The sequence below is a fragment of the Streptomyces sp. NPDC022552 genome (genome assembly GCF_055561875.1).
The window spans coordinates 31,988-48,070 of the sequence record NZ_JBVHGJ010000001.1 but is presented as its reverse complement, the minus strand read 5'-3'; the positions used below and the strand labels follow the sequence as shown (position 1 = coordinate 48,070).

The following is a 16,083-nucleotide window of genomic DNA, read 5'->3' as shown; positions in this document are numbered from 1 at the left end:
CGCCACCGGTGGGCGGCTCCGGCATCGCTGCCCCCGCGCGGCCACACTCCGCGTCAGCCTCGACCTCCAACGGGGTTGGACGGACGAGGATGGGCGCATCGCAGCCTGACCGCACCATTCAGCGGCCGGCCGCCGAGCCCATGCCTCCGCCCTGTCTCGATTCCCCGACCACGCTGCAACGCCCGTACGCGGCCTCGGAGACGTGCACGGACGTTGGCCCGCAGCCCCGGTGTACGGCAGCGGCTGTGCCGTGCGGGCGCGGGGTCCCCTGCGAGTGTGACGGCGGCCTCCGGGGAAGACATCGCCGCGCACGGCAACCGCCTATTCGACAGTCGTGCCGGTCTGCGCCGACCTCGAACACGTTGCGGCCCATCCCAGCCACGCGATACTGGAGATGGAGCCCTTGTGGCAGACCTTTCCCAGCCAGTAAGCGCTCATGCGGCTCATGTGGGCCAAGGTCTGCAACACCGGACGATTGGGCTATTGCCATCGTCACCGCGGTCAACCCGCCACAGTCGCGAGGACATCTCATGTATGGGCATGTGCGAGCAGCCATCGACAACAAGCCGATCGCAATGGTCAAGGTCAGCGTCTATCGGGATCGGACTCTCGTCGGGAAGGCTTACACGAACGACGAGGGACGGTATGACGTGGAGATTCCCACGGGCGAAACGGTCACAGTAAGGTTTGATACGCATTGGTCGTTGACCAATGCCGATGAGTGGCACCCCTCGGTTGTCGCCAACGTACCTTCCGGCAACGGCAGTCCATTGGATCGCTATTTGCTCAGGAGCGGTACTGGCGTCGACACTCCGTCGGCAGTGGACGTTCTCGGTGGGTATCTGTTCGCCGTGGTGTCGAGTGACGAGAACTACGCTCGATCGGCGGCGTCCCGCCTGTCACGGCTCAAGGTACCGAGTGGGGTGCTCCAGGACGTGCAGAGAAGACTCCAAGAGCACTTCGAGGCACAGGAGTAGATGCCTGAGGCGCAGGAGTAGATGCCTAGTTCCAATTCACGCTGGCGAGAAGACGTGAGCACAACCTGCCCGCTGCGAGCAGCTAGTTGTCGCATCGTTGCGATGCAATCGCCCATCTCGGACTCGGAAACGGACCGCGCCGACAGCGTGACGCTGCTTCGGGATCGCCGGGATCTTGCCGGCCGCCTGTGTCCCCCTACCTGAGAATCCCGTATCACCCTTGCAGGTCGTCAGTCTCAAGGTAGACCTCGGCCACGACTTGAAGATGGGTCTCGTACTGAGTAGCGGATCCGTCCCCTTCCATGACGGTACCTTTGACCTGCTCTCCCGGGGCCAGCCTGCCGTCCAATAGGTTCTCGCGCCCCGGGAAACCAAGAAGAGTGCCAGGAGGGGAGTCAAGCGGCTGCGTATTGCCTGCCATCGGCTGAACGGCAAGGATTTGATCAAAGTCAGGGGGTCCGGTGATCTGGTGCGCCAAGAATTCACCTGCACGCCCACCGAAGAAGATATATCGCAACTCCGGCGAGCGACTGGCTGGAAGATTGAGACGCTGGAAGTACAGAGTCTGCTTCAAATCCACTGCCGTGTCACCCAGCACGTCACCATCTCTTCCGGCATGACCGAAGAACAAGCGGCCGTGCAAAGTGTCCGAGGACACGGACGTCGGGGCCTGAAGATCGGCGATAGAGAGCGGATCGGGGCTCAGCGTGAACAGAGCCGAAGTGCCGAAACGGTGGCGTCCGGTCTCATATTCCGTGCCACTGATCACGGCCTGGACAATGCACTGGTAATCGTGCGGGGCTTTGAACTTTGCCATATGACTGAGGTACACGGGGCTACCCGTTCCCAGCACAACCATGTTGTGGACTTCCTTGGGCGAGCCTTCGCGCGGCATTTCGCGTGCCTTCCTGATTGAAGTGATGCCGCCGATGAGCCCCGAGCACCTGCCGCTTCGCGAGAGGAGAGAGCTCTTGCAGGTACGCGCCGGCCTCGCTGGATCCGGGTCACCACGGGAGCATGGGATCAGGATCTGGACATCTCGAGAGGCGCCGGCAGGTGAATGCGGCTATGTAGATGTCTTCCGGGTCCGAAATGGTGGAATCTCGACCCACCTTGTAGGTGGCCCATCTGATTTTTGCGTAGGATCCGGACTCGAGCACTTGGACTTTGGCGATATTGGCCTCGGTCGTGCGGAAGATCATGAGTGTCCCGGTAAGGCTGTATCCTTCAGCAGCCCTGAGGTAGCCTTCTCCGAACGGGCGATGGGGTGGTTCCGATTCTCTATAGAGACGTGCCGGTCTCAGCGCGTCGAAGTCAGTGGAGTTTGCGAGGTAGAACGAGGCATCGTTCAGTGACCTCAACTGTGGGACTCCTGCCGATATGGAGTCCCAGGACAAGTCAGGAACGCCAACTTCTCGGCTACCGGTATCCAGATCGATAGACGCATAAGCGTGCTCGGGATCGCCCTCCAGGAATGCCTCTCCGGAGGAGAGCTCATTCCCGCTCAGGCGCACGGTTTCGATGTTACGCACAAGGGCGACAGACTCCACAAAGGTAGGACACCGGCCTCGGGGTGGGTCGGCGCCGTCGCTGAGTGGCTGTACGCCTGAGGGGAACCTCCAGGCCCGTGAACCGAACAGGTCCATCACGGGGTCGAACCACGGCCGGGCGATCGACACCGGACAGTAGTCGAATACGACGGAGTGGATGTCGTCGTCGATGGTGCCGCCCAGAGCTGCCGTCAGGGCCGGCGACGCCTGGGAGGACAGGGTCACCAGCATCTCTCGGGACAGCTCCACACGTGGCCAGGCCACGTCCAGGACTTCCCCAGGGGCGTAGAAGGTCGGCACAAAACGGCTTCCGTTCGGTGCCGTGGAGAATTGATCCGGAAGTTTGGGGTTGAAGGTCTCGCGGTGCCGTCTCCATACCGCGGAGGGCATCTTCGCCCCCAGTTCGGTGACGGTGCGCAGCTCCTCTTCGACCTCGTTCTTGCGGCCGGGACCCATCCAGGCGGTCAACGCGTCATCCCGGACCTGACGCAGCCGCGGTTCGTCCACCTCCTGCCAGCGGGTCCGGATGGCCGGGTCTGTGGACATGCTCGCGGTCTGCTGAGCCTGCTTGTAGTCGATGCTGGCCTGCAGCCACGCGTGGCTGGCCGTCTGGTAGTCCCGCAGCGCCTGTGAGGCGGCGACGTTGCCATCAGGACCCGTGTCGTAGAGGTAGTCCAAGGCTTTGCCGTAATCCCGCTCTTCGTCCGTCGCGAGGCTGCTGCGTGCCAGGTCTGCGCCGAGCATCTCCCCGTAGATGTCCCAAAGGTGCACGGTCGTGGACGGCTGCCATATCGGGCTGGTGGGGATCCGGTTCACGAGCTCAGAGAACTCAGCCAGCGTGTTCTCCTGGACCGCATCACGTGGGGGGGTGAAGTTCAGGTGCTTGGCTTGATACGCATGCGGTGTCACAGGGGTGCTGACAATGTGCTCGGGATCGGTGAGCATCGCCTGCAGTTTGGACGCGATGCCCAGCACGGTCGCAGCGTCGAGGGATCTTCGCTGACCATTAGTCATGATCCGATCGCTATCCTTGGGATGCTGACGCCGTTGTGGCCGTTCAGCGGAACTCACACCGTGTCCTCCTCCTTGATTCCATCCAGGAGGTTCGGCGTCTTGCCGAGCAGGTGGTTGACGAAACCGATGATCTGCATTCCCGGGACCGTGATGCTCGCACCATCACTTTCTGAGTGGAAGTGATTTCCTGACTCCTTGTGGCTGTAGCTGCCCTTGAGGACGAATGGCCCCCAACCGACGCTGGCATCGGCTCCGACGGAGTTCGCGTAGGCGGTGAAGGCCTGCGTCAACTTGGAGGAGCGGATCGTCACGTCCTTGACGAAGAGCGCCTGTAGCGGATAGCCGATGAACCGACCGTTGGGAGGCCTGGCACCGTCGGAGGGCATCTCGTCATAGTTCCAGCCCTCCCCCTTCCGCAGCGTCCAGCCACGATTTTCCAGAAACTCGGGATAGAACCAGGGACGTACGATCTGGACCTGGGTCATCGCGAAAGAGAGGAAGAAGTCGTCGACCTGGAAGTTGTGCGCGTATTCGGACGAGGTGCTCGTGACACCGGCTTTGGCGCTCCACAGGCTCCATCCGAGCCCAGCGCCGGCTGACCAGTTCGTCTCCTCGGTGTGCATCGATGTATCCAGCATCTGGTGATACATCTGGTAGGTGGTCCAGCCCGATGATGTCGCAAAGTTTCCGGGCACGACCGTCGTGTAGGGGAAGCGTTGGCCTGGCCCGAGGGCGTTGACGATCGCCTCGTTGTAGAACCGCTCTAGATTCTGCTTCCAGAGCAGCATCGACTTTTCTGTGGTCTGGTGGATGTACGCGTTGATTTCATCGACCTCGTTGCGGTAGCCACCGGACGTCCACTCGTCCATGGCCGAGCTCACGAGAAGCCTGTATATTTCTGCGTTGTTGCTCCAATCCGCAACGGCCAACTTGCCCGGTTCACCGGTTGCTGCCTGCGCGGCAATGCGCTTGGCGTTGTAGTTCTGTGCAGCGATGTAATAGAGCTGCTTGTACGACTTGTAAGCCTTGAGCAGCTCACTGTCCTCGGTGACCTGCTTTTCTCCGTCGCCGACGAGGCTTTTAACAGTGCGAGTTGTCCGGAGCAAGCCGCGGAACTTCTCCAAATTCTCCTTCTGCGCATCGGTCAGTTCGTAGTGCACCACTTTGGAGAACCTCAGGATCTGCCCGTAGATCTCGCTCAGCCGGGCACCGCTGGCGTTGCGCCAGACTCCGTCTTGCCTGTCGCTGGAGTAGGCCGACTTCACGTCGGGGATGAAGTCGACCAACGAGGCGAAGTTGAAGGCTTGCTGCAGCAACACCTTGTCTTCGTTCGCATTCGCACCGGTGCCGATTCCCTGCGCGGCAAAGTTGAAGTCAGCCGCCTGGTACGGAAGCCCGGGCATACACCAGGTGATGAACGAATCCTTGGACGGCGGCACTGTCATATCGCCGCCGGCCAGTATTCTGTACATCTGATCGCGGAAGGTATTTCCAAGGTCGCCTATTGTGTAGGCCATGAGAGGACCCTTCTGGCACCGGGGCTTGCGATTGCATTTTCTCGGGACACCCCAGGCGATGACTGAATGATAGGAAATCCGGCTAATTCCTCGGCTGCATGACAGCCTCGGGCCTCGCGGATCAGGTTGGAGTGGGCGACGGAATGGGTACTGTCTGCTCCAAAAGGGCGGGATCCTGGCCTGTACCGCCGGGATGTTCCCAAGCACGCAAAGGAGGTCGGAGACGCGCACCCGAAGTCAGGCAGGACCTGCGAAGGTGAGTTGTGCCGCTGCGCGGCCCATAAGTCCCGGGGCCCGAAGGCGCGCAGCCGCAGGGAGGCGCCCTCGGCCTGGGTTTCCGGGCCGCATTGAGGCAGGCCCGCCGCAGTCCTGGAGACTTGCGCGACCGTCAGGTGCAGCCTGGTGGACCGCGCGAGCAGGGCCACCTCTTCAGCATGAACCCACACCACGTGGTGGGCAACTTGTGCCTAACGGACCAACCTTGGTCCTTCGTCAGGGTTCTGGGGCGTTTGACGGCCAGTCGCCTCCGGAGCCGCAAACGGGGGTACCGCCTCCCGACCCTCATCCACGTCGATACCTGGGCACCAGCCGGTCTCCTGGGGCCTCCTCCCCACCTCTCCCCCTGGCACCCCGAGTGGACGGCCCCGGCGCGCCCGCGGCGCCCTGGCGTGCTGAACGTCGTGGACAGCAGGGGATCCGCTCGTCGGCCGGAGGGCCGAACCCGGTCGAGGGACAGGGCTGACCTGCCTGTGGCCCCGACGGCTCGCGTCAGCCGTGCAGGCGTACTCGGGTGGGACCGTCCGTGTCCCGGACGATCGCGTCCAACTCCCGGCTGTCGATGTGCCGGTCGTCGTCACTCGGGCGATCCTCGGCGGGTGGCAGTACGACGTCACCTCGTCACTGGGGACCACGGAAGGAAGTCCACCGGGGGCCGCGATCATGAGCTCGGTCCAGCCCGCCACGGCACAGCACGTCACCGCTTGTCCCCAGAGGCCGCCGAACAGGGCCGCCGTGCCGGGGTCCGCAGCCGGAGTCCGCGCCACGTCGAACGCGCGACGAGGCGCTCACCGGCCCACTCCCACCGCACTCCCGGCGCGAGGTCCCCCGTGGTCTCCGTGCGTGCCCGCGCGCCTCGCGGGCCGGCCCCGCTCGTGCGTCTAGCCGGCGCTGATGGCCGTCACGTGCGTCGTGCCGTCACGCAGTGCGGTGATGCGGACCTGTCCCGCGGGGAAGGCGTCCCTCCCGTTCGGGCCGGGTATCTGGGCGAACGGCGTCCAGGAGCCGTCCGGCTTCCTCAGGTTGTGCCAGATCCGGCCGTCTGGTCCGACGGCCACCACCTGCGCGGAGCCGTCAGGCGTTCCCGTGATGCCGATGGCGCTGGCCCCCATGGTGGCGGTGGTGACGCCCCGCGGGGGCCGGAATCCGGTCCAGGAGCCGTCGGGCCGTCGCAGCTGGTGGTAGACCTTCCCGTCGAGGCCGATCGCGAGGACCTGGGAGGAACCGTCGGGCATTCCGGTGATCGCCAGCGCGGGTCCGGCGAACGACGAGGCCCCGCCGTAGCCGGCCGGACGCCCCCAGGCCGTCCACACACCGTCCCGCCCGCGGACGCAGTGGTACATGGCTCCGTCCGTGCCGTAGCTGAGCAACTGGGCCGACCCGTCGGGCATGGCGGTGATCGACACCTTCGTCGCACCCCAGCGGCTGTTCGCCGTGAAGCCTCGCACCGCACGGAAGCCGGGCAGCCCGCCGTCGGCGCGACGCTGCTGGTGGTAGGTGGTGCCGTCCATGGCCGTCACCACGATCTGGCACGTGCCGTCCGGGAAGGCGGCGATGTCCGCCTCCCGGACGGTGAACCCGGTCGAGCCGTCCGGCCCTGCGACGCGCTGCCACGGCTGGAGCGTGGTCGAACCCCGTACGGTGGTCAGCCAGAGCCCGTTGTCGGGCGCGATGCCCAACACCACGACGGAGCCGTCCGCCATGCCGGCCGAGGCGCTCTGGACCCCCGCGAACGACGCTTCGCCGGCCGAGGCTCCCGGCAGCGGACGCATGCTGCTCCACGACCCGTCGGGGCGGCGCTCGCTGTGGAACAGCGCGCGCCGCTCGACGTCGTACGGGGGCAGCTGAGCGGAGTGGAACCACACCGGGTTGGTGAGGGCCACCAGTTGGTCCAGCGTGGTGGAGGCGGGCTTGAGCCGGCGTACCTCGGCCCGGGCGAACAGGGAGGCCTTGCCCCAGCCCCGCCAGCGCAGCTGCCCCCTGCCGGTGCCGTCGATGCAGGTCGCGGCCATGATTCCCCACTCCGTGTACAGCGTGGCGACGCTGTCCGGAGCGCCCGTCACGTCCAAGGTCACGTCGACCGTGTCGAAGAACGACAGCGGCAGCTCCTCACCCGGTCCCGCCACCGCCCCTCCGCCGCGGGCGGTGAAGTCCAGGGTCACGGCGGCGGATTCGACGGCGTACGACCGGCCCAGGCGTAGCGCGTCCAGCACGGCGGGGGTCGACAGGCTGTCGGCGTACACCACGTTGTGGGGCCGGCCGACGGCGTCCGCGGGACTGTGGGCGTCGCTGTTGCCCACGGCGGCGACCCGTTTGCCGAGGCAGAGCATGACGTGCCAGGCGGCGATGTTGGCCGCGTCGTCCAGGGTCCACGGCCCGTTCCACACCTCCAGCGCGTCCACGCGGTCGAGGCCGAACTCCCAGAAGGATCCAGGCGCCGGAGTGAGCGGGTGGGCTGCGATCGTGAGGCCACCCAGGCTGTGCACGCGCCGGGCGTGGCCCTCGAACGCCCCCTGGTTCGCGGGGCCGTAGCGCCAGTCCACCCATTCGCCCTGGGGCAGGCCGACGGCCAGCCAGTGGCCGTGGCGCGTGGTGACCTCCTCGGCGTTGACGACCAGCAGGTCGGTCGGGATGTTGCCGCGCCATGTCACCCCGGTCGAGCTGGTGTTGTGGTCGGACGTGGCGATGAAGTCCAGCCCCTCCTGGCGGGCGGCCGCGACGATCTCGTCCACCGTGCGCTGCCCGTCGGAGTGCACGCTGTGCAGGTGCAGATCGCCCCGGTACCAGCCGGGCCCGCGTCCCGCCACGGAGCCGGGCAGGATGTCGTACGGAGTCTGGGGCAGTTGGTCTCCGCGGTGCAGGGTCACGTCGACCTGCCAGGTCATGCCGCCGGTGGCGCCGACGATCGGCCCCAGGATGACGGACCACCTCCCCGGCTCGACGGGCCCGGGTATGTAGCCGGGCGTGGCGTCCACCGCGGAGAGGGTGAACCCCGACCGTGCGCCGCCCGACCAGCCGCGGAAGCGGGACGGGTCGAAGATTCCGAGGTCCAGGATGCCGGCGGTGGCGTCGTGGGTGGTGGAGACGGAGATCCGTTGCACGCCGGCGGGGACGTCGAAGGCGACGTACGCCCACTGGTCGTGGCCGTACGGGGCGCGGCCCTTGTAGGTGGTCGTCACTGTGTCCGTCCCCATGCCCCTGGTCGAGGCGTGGGCGATCGGTGCGGGAACCAGCGCGGCGACCCCGCCCGCGGCCAGCAGGGTCCCTAAGCGGAGCAGGGACCTGCGCTCGACGTCCTGGCCGGGAGGCGGCGGGCCGGGCACGGCGTTCGGGAGGTGTTGACTCGGCACAGTCGTGCTCTCCGTTCACGTGGGGGGCGTGGAAGGGCGTTCGGGTGCGAGGACGTGCGGGGGCGGTGCGTTCGGATGCGAGGACGTGCGGGGGCGGTGCGTTCGGATGCGGGCACGGACGGATCTGAGGGGGCGGGGGAAGAGCGGCCGTCCCGCTCGGCGGGGACGGCCGGGGAGAGCGGGGGTCCGCCCGGGCGGGACAAGGGGGAAAGCAGCGGCCCCGTCCCGCGTCACGGAGCCGCCCGCGCCTAGCGGTGTGCGCGCTGGGCCTCGACGATCTGTCGCACGGAGCCGTCGACGTCCGCTCGGGCCTGGACCCGCTCGGCGAACCCTGGGAACTGCCCGGCGACGGCGCTGAGCAGCCGCAGCTCCAGCGGTGCCACGTTGACCTCGCACCGGTCGCGGCGGACCGCTCGTACGACGCCGTCGGCGACCTGTCCGGGAGTCACGGTCCTGATGCCCCTCGGCGGGGTGGCGCCCGTGGCCGCGAACATCCCCGCGTCGCGGACGAAGCCGGGCTGGACGAGGGACACCCCCACGCCCGTGCCCCTGAGTTCCTGGCGCAGGGCGAGGGCGAATCCGCGCAGCCCGAACTTCGTGGCGTTGTAGAGGGACGTCGACTTGGTCGCAGCCTTGCCGGAGATGGAACCGACGAGCACGATGTGGCCGCGGCGGCGGCTCACCATGTGGGCCGCGAGCAGCCGGGACAGCAGGACGGGCGCGCGCAGGTTCACGTCGAGGGCACGGTCGAGCTGCTCCTCCGTGTAGTCCAGGAGGTCGCCGCTGGCGGGGAGGGCGGCGTTCGCCACGAGGACGTCCGCTTCGGCGCACGTCTCGGCGAGCCGGACGATGTCCGACCGGACGGCCAGATCCGCGACCACGGTACGGGCGCCGCAGGCGTCCGCGGTGACCTTGAGGGCATCCTCCCTGCGCCCGGTGACCGTAAGGCGGGCTCCCTGGGCTGCCAGGCGCGCCGCCAGGGCTGAGCCGATGCCTCCGGAAGCCCCGGTGAGCAGAACGTTCGATCCGGATATGTCCATGATGACTCCCGCGCGGCCGCCCTCTACTGTTCGTTCGAACGAACAGTAGAGATCGCTCTGCGCCCTGTCCACACCTCGGACATCCCCAACTGCCCACCCACGCCGGGGCGGTCGTGGTGGCCGATGGGGCAGAATGTCGACATGCCCCATGCTTCCGACACCCGCCAGAGCATCATCGACGCCGTACTGCGGATCATCGGGCAGGACGGCATCGCCGCCCTCACCAACCGGCGGATCGCCAAGGAGGCCGGAGTCTCCCTCGGTTCCGTCACCTACCACTTCGCCACCCAGCACGAGCTGTTGCGCGAGAGCCTGCTGCACTTCGTGGCCGAGGAGACCCGGCACTTCACGGAGCTCGCCGACGCCTGCTCCGACGAGCGCTTCGACATCGGGCAGGCTGCCGAGGTGGTGGCGCAGGTCGCGGGCGGCAACGCCTTCGACAGCCGCCACATCGCGCCGTTCGAGCTGTACGTCCAGGCCGGTCGTGACGAGCGGCTGCGTTCCGCCGCGGCCGAGTGCTTCGCCGCCTACGACCTGCTGGCCACCCGGATCCTGACCCACCTCGGCGCGGCGAACCCCGAACGCCTGGCGGGCGTGGCCGTCGCCCTGGTCTTCGGGCAGCAGCTGCGTCGCCTGGCCACCGGCGCCCCCGCCGAGGACCTCGTCGACACCCTGCTGATTCTCACGAAGTTCACCCCGACGCAGACCCCGTAGACGTCGGGCCGCCCGCACCCGTGGCGGCGTCGTGGCCGACGTCACTCGCGGACCGGTCCACGAATCTCCGGGATGCGCCCCGCGGCTCGAGTGCGTCCGCCGCGGCCCGCGAGGCCGGTTCGAAGCAGCCGCCCATCGGGCGACGGGCAGGGTGCTCACTTCAAGGCTGACGGCCGTGAGGAGCGCGGTCCGGTGAACAGGCCGGCCAGCGTCCCGGCGGCGCCTTCAGGCGCACGCACACTCAGCTGAAGGGAGTCGGGGGTCAGGTGCAGGGTGAAGTCGAAGAACGCGCAGCATGCCTGCTCGGCCGCCGCGAGGGCCGCGATCTGCCCGGCGAGGTCGGCGTCGGGCGGGAAGGACAGTCGCAGGCCCTCGTCGATGTCCTCGCGCCGCCCGGCTCTGGCGACGAGCGCCCGCCACTGTTCCGTGCGCTCGCTCAGCTCGGCGCTGCCGAGGGTGCAGGCCACCGGAGCCTCCCGCCACGCCTCGCCGCCCGCCACCGGATCGCCCGCAGCCGAGTCGGTCGCTGCCGGACCGGTGGTCTCGGGGCGCGTCGGTGAGAGCGTGACCGGCACCGGCCCGGCCGCCGCCGCCGACGGGGCGGACGTGCAGCCGCAGTCCGGTCCGCACGCACCGTCCGGTGCCGGCTCCGCCAGTACCGCGTGGACCTCGCCCAGCCGGTCGGAGAAGGCGCGCAACTCGGCGACCCTGCCGTCCGTCTCCCTGATCCGGTCGGCCACCAGGGGCAGCATCCGGGCCCGGACCGAGGCGCACACGCCTTCCTCCCGGACCTCCAGCAGGTCGCGGATCTCCTCCAGCGCCAAGCCCAGCAGCTTCGCCGACGAGATGAACGCCAACCGGTCCACCGCGTCCTCGCCGTACACCCGGTACCCGGAGGCGGTCCGCCCGGCCGGCAGCAACCCCGCGGTCTCGTAGAAGCGCAGCGTGGTGGCCGGAACGCCGGAACGCTCGGCCAGCTGCGAGATGCGGTAGGTCGTCACACCTCCGACGGTAAACCTTCCACCCGACTCGAAGGTCAAGCCCCGAGTATCCGCCGCGCTTGCACGACCAGCGACAGCCTGTCCGACCCCGCGCTGCGGTCCCGCCGATCCCCGTATCGACGAGCTCGCCCGCAGGGCCGTCGCGGTGCCCCGGAACCGCTACCGGGGGGGGACGAACCGCCGGGCCTTCAATCGGCCTCCGAGACCCGCCCCCGTGTCACGACGGCCGCGAGGTCCGCGCTCGGCGCGCGTGGAGCCGATCCGCCCCACGCTCATCGCAGCAGTTCGATGCCGATCGCCGCCATCAGGACCCAGGCCGCGACGCCCAGCAGCCACAGGGAGCCGAGGGCGACGCCGGCGGTGGCCAGGGCCACGCCCACGGCCCCGAGGGCGCGGGCAGCTCGGCGTACCCCGCCGTCGGAGTACCAGAAGGAGACCACGGTACGAGCATGTCGCCGGACCGTCGCCGGGGCGAGGGTCCGGCCGGAATCCTGTCGTTTCCCTGATCCGCGTCCTCGGCCGACGAGGATGTGCGGGGGCGGCCACCGCGCCGCGCGGCGGCTCGCCTCGGCGGGGGCGTGCCGCTCAGCGTGTGGCTGCCGCGGTCGTCCTGCGGTGCTTGAGGTTCACCGTCGAGGCCTTGGCCACCGCCAGGGGGTTCAGGAAGCGCAGCGGGCCGATCAGGCGGTTGGCGAAGAGGTGCATGTGCCGCGCCACCGATTCGTCGCGCGCCGCCGCCGAGAACATCAGCCGCTCCATGGGGTTGAACGGACGGGCCTTGGCGAAGTCGGCGGCCAGGTACTGGTGGCCGCGTAGCCGGCGAGCGTGCCGGCGGGCGTACACCGCGAGCGACTTGTCGAGGTCGCCCCGGCCGGTCGCGGCCGGGGCGACCGCCTCGGCCAGCCATTGCGCGGACTGCAGGGCCCAGCCGCATCCGACTCCCCACAGGGGATCACCGGTCAGGGCGGCGTCCCCGATGAGCGCGACGCCCGGTGCGGTCGGCCTGCGGCTGTGCAGCGGGTAGTCGACCAGGCCGATGATCTTCGAGACGCGCTCGGCGGAGTCGATGGCCGGGGCCTCGGGCAGGGCGCGCACGAAGTCGGTGAAGCTGCCCTCCAGGTCCTCTCGGAAGGCAGGCATCCGCTTCTTGTCCGGGAGCACCGCGAGGACCGTCACCCCGTCGTCGTTCGGGAACGCGTACGCCATGTCGGGCTCGAGGAACCACGTCTGACCGATCCCGCCGGGCAGCGGCAGGTCGCGGAAGTGCGCGAGGTAGCCGAACCGCGTGTTCTCGTGCTGCCGTCCAGGAACCCCGGCGAGCTTCGCGACGGCCGAGTCCTTGCCGTCGGCGCCGACCACCAGGCGGGCCCGGATCTCGCGCTCGCCGTCCGGTGTCGTCGCGCGCACCCCCACGGTCCGCCCGGCCTCCCCGACCAGCCCGGTCACGCGATGGCCGAGGAGCAGGTCCACGCCGGGGGTCCGGGCCGCATGAGACCTGATCAGCGGATCGAGGACGCTGCGCCGGATGTTGTACGCGTACGGGAGCTCGGGGCCCGCGGGCGCGGCCCTCGGCTCGATCCATCCCCAGCGGGTGTACCAGCGGGCCTCGCTGCGGACGGCTCCCGCCTTCTCCAGAGCGGGGACGAGGCCGAGTTCGTCCAGTACCGGGTAGGCGCCGGCGGTCATGGAGTGGGTGCACAGCACCTTGTACGCCTCGGGGTCCGAGCGGCGTTCCAGCAGGGCGACGCGGGCACCGCGCCGGGCCAGCAAGGTCGCCGCCGCACTGCCGGCGAGGCTGGCTCCGCCGATGACGACGTCGTAGTCGTCTCCCGCGTTCTCGGGCCTGGTCATGCGCCGATCGCCCCCTTCGGTTGCTGCCGTTCATGGGAGTGGTGCAGCGCCCCCCCGTGTCAGGCGCATGACCAAGTGTAGAGAACTGCCGTTCGGATGAGGCGGGTTCAGGCCGCGGCGGACCCGCCCGCCACCGGGCCCCCTTGGTGCTGTCGGCCGCCGTAGGGCAGCAGGGCCATTTCGCGGGCGTTCTTGATCGCGATGGCGAGCCGGCGCTGCTGTCGGGCGGTGACGCGGGTGACACGACGGCTTCGGATCTTCCCCCGGTCGGAGACGAACTTCCTGAGCAGGTCGGTGTCCTTGTAGTCGATGTACGTGATCCCGGCCGCGTCGAGCGGGTTGGGGCGCGGCTTGGTGGGCTTGCGGGGGTCGGGGCGGCGGGCCATGGCGGCTCTCCTCGTGCGATCGGCGATCGGCGATCGGGGATCGGTGCGGTGTGGGCGGGTCCGCCGGCGGCGACCGGACGGCGGTCGGGCGCGGGCAGCGGGCAGCGGGCAGCGGACAGCCGTACGGCGGCCGGGCGGCAGCCGTACGGCGGTCAGGCCGCGTCCAGCAGGGATTCGAAGGCCGCGGGCAGCCGCTTCCAGGCCTCGCGGCCCGACGCGTACTCCGCGTCCGTCAGCAGGCAGGAGTCGAGCAGCCGCTCCAGGCCGTCCCGGTCGAGGCCGGGCGACGTGAAGACCAGGTGCTGACAGCAGTCGCCGTGGTCGGGGTGCCAGTCGAGTGCGGCGGCTGCCCGGCGTACCGGCGGCACCATCTCCCAGGCCGCGTCGGGCAGCGAGGCCAGCCACGGCCCGGCGCTCTCCACGCACAGGGCTCCGCCGGCCGCGTCCCAGGCGAGCAGCGTGTCGGGGCGGTCGGCCAGCCAGAAGCGGCCGCGGCTGCGGGCAGCGGCGCAACACAGGTCCTCGAGTGCCTGGTAGAGGCGTTCGGGGTGGAACGGCCGCCGGCGGTGCCAGACGAACGTGGCGACGCCCGCGTCGTCCGCTTCCTGGGGCAGGAGTGCGCAAGCGGGGTGCTGTGCGGCCGCGGCGGCCTCGACGTCGAAGCCGGCGAACGCCGCGCGGGCGAGTTCGACGGAATCGGCCCGTACCCGACGTGCGGTGGGGTGAAGTTGGGCGAGGAGGGCGTGGTCCTCCTCGTCGGCCTCCTCGCTGTCGACGAGGGCGAGGACGGGCGCGTACTCCAGCTGGCGTGCCCACGTGTCGCCGACGGTGCGCCGGTCGGTGGGGGCGGCGGCGAGGCCGGTCTCGGCGAGGTCGTCGCCGTTGGCCAGGTACGGCAGGACGAGCGCGGGGTCGACGGCGGTCATCACGCTCGCCACCGTCAGGCGGCCCCCGCCGTGCGCGGCGACCACCTCCGCCATGGCCTTGGGCTCGACGGAGTCCCACAGTTCGACGACGGCGAGACGGGTCGACCCGCTGTCCGCCATTCGGTGCAGCTCCGGGACGAGGTCCTCGCGCAGTGCGCAGCAGGCACAGTCGTCGACCAGGGGCGTCTCGCCTCGGGAGAGGGTGCCCGAGGCGTCCCGGACGGTACGGAGCACGGTGCCGTCGGCCGCTCCGGTCAGGTCGTGGTGGAGCGCCGCGCTCCCCGGGACGGTCCGCAGGAGGTGTTCGACGACCTCCTTGCGGGCGTCGGCGTGGAGCCCGGCGACGATCACGACGGGGAGCTGGTGTGCGTGGTCCATCAACGGGCTCCGTAACGGCGCTCGAAGCGTTCGACCCGGCCGGCGGTGTCCATGACGCGGGCGGTGCCCGTGTAGAAGGGGTGGCTCGCGGAGGAGATCTCGACGTCGACGACGGGGTATGTCGCGCCGTCCTCCCATTCGACGGTCTTGTCGCTGGTCATGGTGGAGCGGGTGAGGAACGCGGTGCCGGAGGCGGAGTCGCGGAAGACGACGGGCCCGTAGGCGGGGTGGATTCCAGGCTTCATGGCGGGCTCTTTCGGGGTCGGTCAGGGCTGGGGTCGGGCGGGTGAGGGGAGGGCGGGGCCGTCAGCGCTCCTCGCGGAAGTCGACGTGACGGCCGGCGACGGGGTCGTACTTGCGCAGCACGAGCCGGTCGGGGTCGTTGCGCCGGTTCTTGCGGGTGACATAGGTGAACCCGGTTCCGGCGGTGGAGCGGAGCTTGATGATCGGGCGGATCTCGTTGCGTGCCATGACGCTAGTATATGGCAATGGTTTTCATTATCGATACGCGAGGCGCATCGATGCTCTGCTCATCGAGAGAGGTGCACCACTCATGTCCGCCCACTGCCAGCTGACCGGCGCAAAGCCGGGATTCGGCAACTCCATCTCCCACTCGCACCGGCGCACCTCGCGCCGCTTCGACCCGAACATCCAGCGCAAGCGCTACTGGCTGGCGAGCGAGGGGAGGCACGTCCGCCTGACGCTGAGCGCCAGGGCGATCAAGACCGTGGACGTGATCGGCGTCGAGGCCGCGGTGGCCAGGATCCGCGCACGGGGAGGGAAGGTCTGATGGCCAAGAGGAGCAAGATCGCGCAGAACGAGAAGCGCAAGGTGATCGTCGAGCGGTACGCGGCCCGCCGGGCCGAGCTCAAGGCGATCATCCGCCGCCCGTCCTCCACCGCGGCGGAACGGGAGGCCGCGCTCGCGGAGCTGCGCCGGCAGCCGCGTGACGCCAGCGCCACGCGCGTACGCAACCGCGACGCCGTGGACGGCCGCCCGCGCGGCTACCTGCGCAGGTTCGGGCTCTCCCGGGTCCGCGCCAGGCAGCAGGCACACGCCGGTTTCCTCCCCGGCGTGACGAAGTCCTCCTGGTGATCCCGCCC

The 16,083-nt window shown here is 69.1% G+C and carries 16 protein-coding genes; 4 read left to right on the top strand and 12 right to left on the bottom strand.

Translation table 11 applies throughout. The features are described from left to right. Positions 1-542: 542 nt before the first annotated feature. The gene (locus tag ACZ3OF_RS00240; RefSeq protein ID WP_467301784.1) at positions 543-977 is read left to right on the top strand and encodes a carboxypeptidase regulatory-like domain-containing protein; all 435 of its coding nucleotides are present in this window, start codon (positions 543-545) and stop codon (positions 975-977) included. A gap of 214 nt (positions 978-1,191) precedes the next feature. Here the strand turns inward: ACZ3OF_RS00240 and ACZ3OF_RS00235 are convergent, their stop codons facing one another. The 5 genes from ACZ3OF_RS00235 to ACZ3OF_RS00215 all read right to left on the bottom strand — a co-directional run bounded on the left by ACZ3OF_RS00235 (position 1,192) and on the right by ACZ3OF_RS00215 (position 9,724). After that, a complete protein-coding gene (locus tag ACZ3OF_RS00235; RefSeq protein WP_361667227.1) occupies positions 1,192-1,872 on the bottom strand; it encodes a hypothetical protein in 681 nt (226 codons plus the stop codon). Positions 1,873-1,981: 109 nt separating this feature from the next. Further along, on the bottom strand, positions 1,982-3,502 hold the full coding sequence (locus ACZ3OF_RS00230; RefSeq protein WP_361667228.1) for a hypothetical protein: 1,521 nt from the start codon (positions 3,500-3,502) through the stop codon (positions 1,982-1,984). Between the two features lie 92 nt (positions 3,503-3,594). Then, entirely contained in the window at positions 3,595-5,058 is a 1,464-nt protein-coding gene (locus ACZ3OF_RS00225) for a hypothetical protein (RefSeq protein ID WP_361667230.1), read from the bottom strand. 1,157 nt (positions 5,059-6,215) lie between these two features. After that, complete coding sequence (locus tag ACZ3OF_RS00220; RefSeq protein ID WP_361667232.1) at positions 6,216-8,684, bottom strand: CehA/McbA family metallohydrolase; 2,469 nt, start codon at positions 8,682-8,684, stop codon at positions 6,216-6,218. A gap of 248 nt (positions 8,685-8,932) precedes the next feature. Beyond that, complete coding sequence (locus tag ACZ3OF_RS00215) at positions 8,933-9,724, bottom strand: SDR family NAD(P)-dependent oxidoreductase (RefSeq protein ID WP_389565966.1); 792 nt, start codon at positions 9,722-9,724, stop codon at positions 8,933-8,935. A gap of 141 nt (positions 9,725-9,865) precedes the next feature. On the opposite strand from ACZ3OF_RS00215, the gene ACZ3OF_RS00210 reads away from it, so the two are divergent. Further along, positions 9,866-10,438: a TetR/AcrR family transcriptional regulator gene (locus ACZ3OF_RS00210; protein WP_361667233.1), complete on the top strand. Its 573-nt coding sequence runs from the start codon at positions 9,866-9,868 to the stop codon at positions 10,436-10,438. Positions 10,439-10,593: 155 nt separating this feature from the next. Here ACZ3OF_RS00210 and ACZ3OF_RS00205 read toward each other — a convergent pair whose 3' ends face one another. The 7 genes from ACZ3OF_RS00205 to rpmG all read right to left on the bottom strand — a co-directional run bounded on the left by ACZ3OF_RS00205 (position 10,594) and on the right by rpmG (position 15,451). After that, positions 10,594-11,439: a heavy metal-responsive transcriptional regulator gene (locus ACZ3OF_RS00205; RefSeq protein WP_467301780.1), complete on the bottom strand. Its 846-nt coding sequence runs from the start codon at positions 11,437-11,439 to the stop codon at positions 10,594-10,596. Positions 11,440-11,711: 272 nt separating this feature from the next. Continuing rightward, entirely contained in the window at positions 11,712-11,879 is a 168-nt protein-coding gene (locus ACZ3OF_RS00200) for a hypothetical protein (protein ID WP_361667237.1), read from the bottom strand. Between the two features lie 145 nt (positions 11,880-12,024). Further along, complete coding sequence (locus ACZ3OF_RS00195) at positions 12,025-13,290, bottom strand: NAD(P)/FAD-dependent oxidoreductase (RefSeq protein ID WP_361667238.1); 1,266 nt, start codon at positions 13,288-13,290, stop codon at positions 12,025-12,027. Between the two features lie 107 nt (positions 13,291-13,397). Then, on the bottom strand, positions 13,398-13,676 hold the full coding sequence (gene rpsR / locus ACZ3OF_RS00190) for a 30S ribosomal protein S18 (RefSeq protein WP_361667239.1): 279 nt from the start codon (positions 13,674-13,676) through the stop codon (positions 13,398-13,400). Positions 13,677-13,828: 152 nt separating this feature from the next. Then, positions 13,829-14,980, bottom strand: a complete 1,152-nt coding sequence (locus tag ACZ3OF_RS00185) for a CobW family GTP-binding protein (RefSeq protein WP_467301775.1) — start codon at positions 14,978-14,980, stop codon at positions 13,829-13,831. After that, positions 14,980-15,225 (bottom strand): type B 50S ribosomal protein L31, encoded by a 246-nt coding sequence (locus tag ACZ3OF_RS00180; protein ID WP_361443476.1) that lies wholly within the window; start codon positions 15,223-15,225, stop codon positions 14,980-14,982. The genes ACZ3OF_RS00185 and ACZ3OF_RS00180 overlap by 1 nt, the downstream gene beginning before the upstream one ends. 61 nt (positions 15,226-15,286) lie before the next feature. Then, positions 15,287-15,451, bottom strand: coding sequence for a 50S ribosomal protein L33 (gene rpmG / locus ACZ3OF_RS00175; RefSeq protein WP_318101116.1), 165 nt, complete (start codon positions 15,449-15,451; stop codon positions 15,287-15,289). A gap of 82 nt (positions 15,452-15,533) precedes the next feature. On the opposite strand from rpmG, the gene rpmB reads away from it, so the two are divergent. Both rpmB and rpsN read left to right on the top strand, forming a co-directional pair. Next, a complete protein-coding gene (gene rpmB / locus ACZ3OF_RS00170) occupies positions 15,534-15,770 on the top strand; it encodes a 50S ribosomal protein L28 (protein WP_361667243.1) in 237 nt (78 codons plus the stop codon). Further along, a complete protein-coding gene (gene rpsN, locus ACZ3OF_RS00165) occupies positions 15,770-16,075 on the top strand; it encodes a 30S ribosomal protein S14 (RefSeq protein WP_361667245.1) in 306 nt (101 codons plus the stop codon). The genes rpmB and rpsN overlap by 1 nt, the downstream gene beginning before the upstream one ends. Positions 16,076-16,083 lie beyond the last annotated feature (8 nt).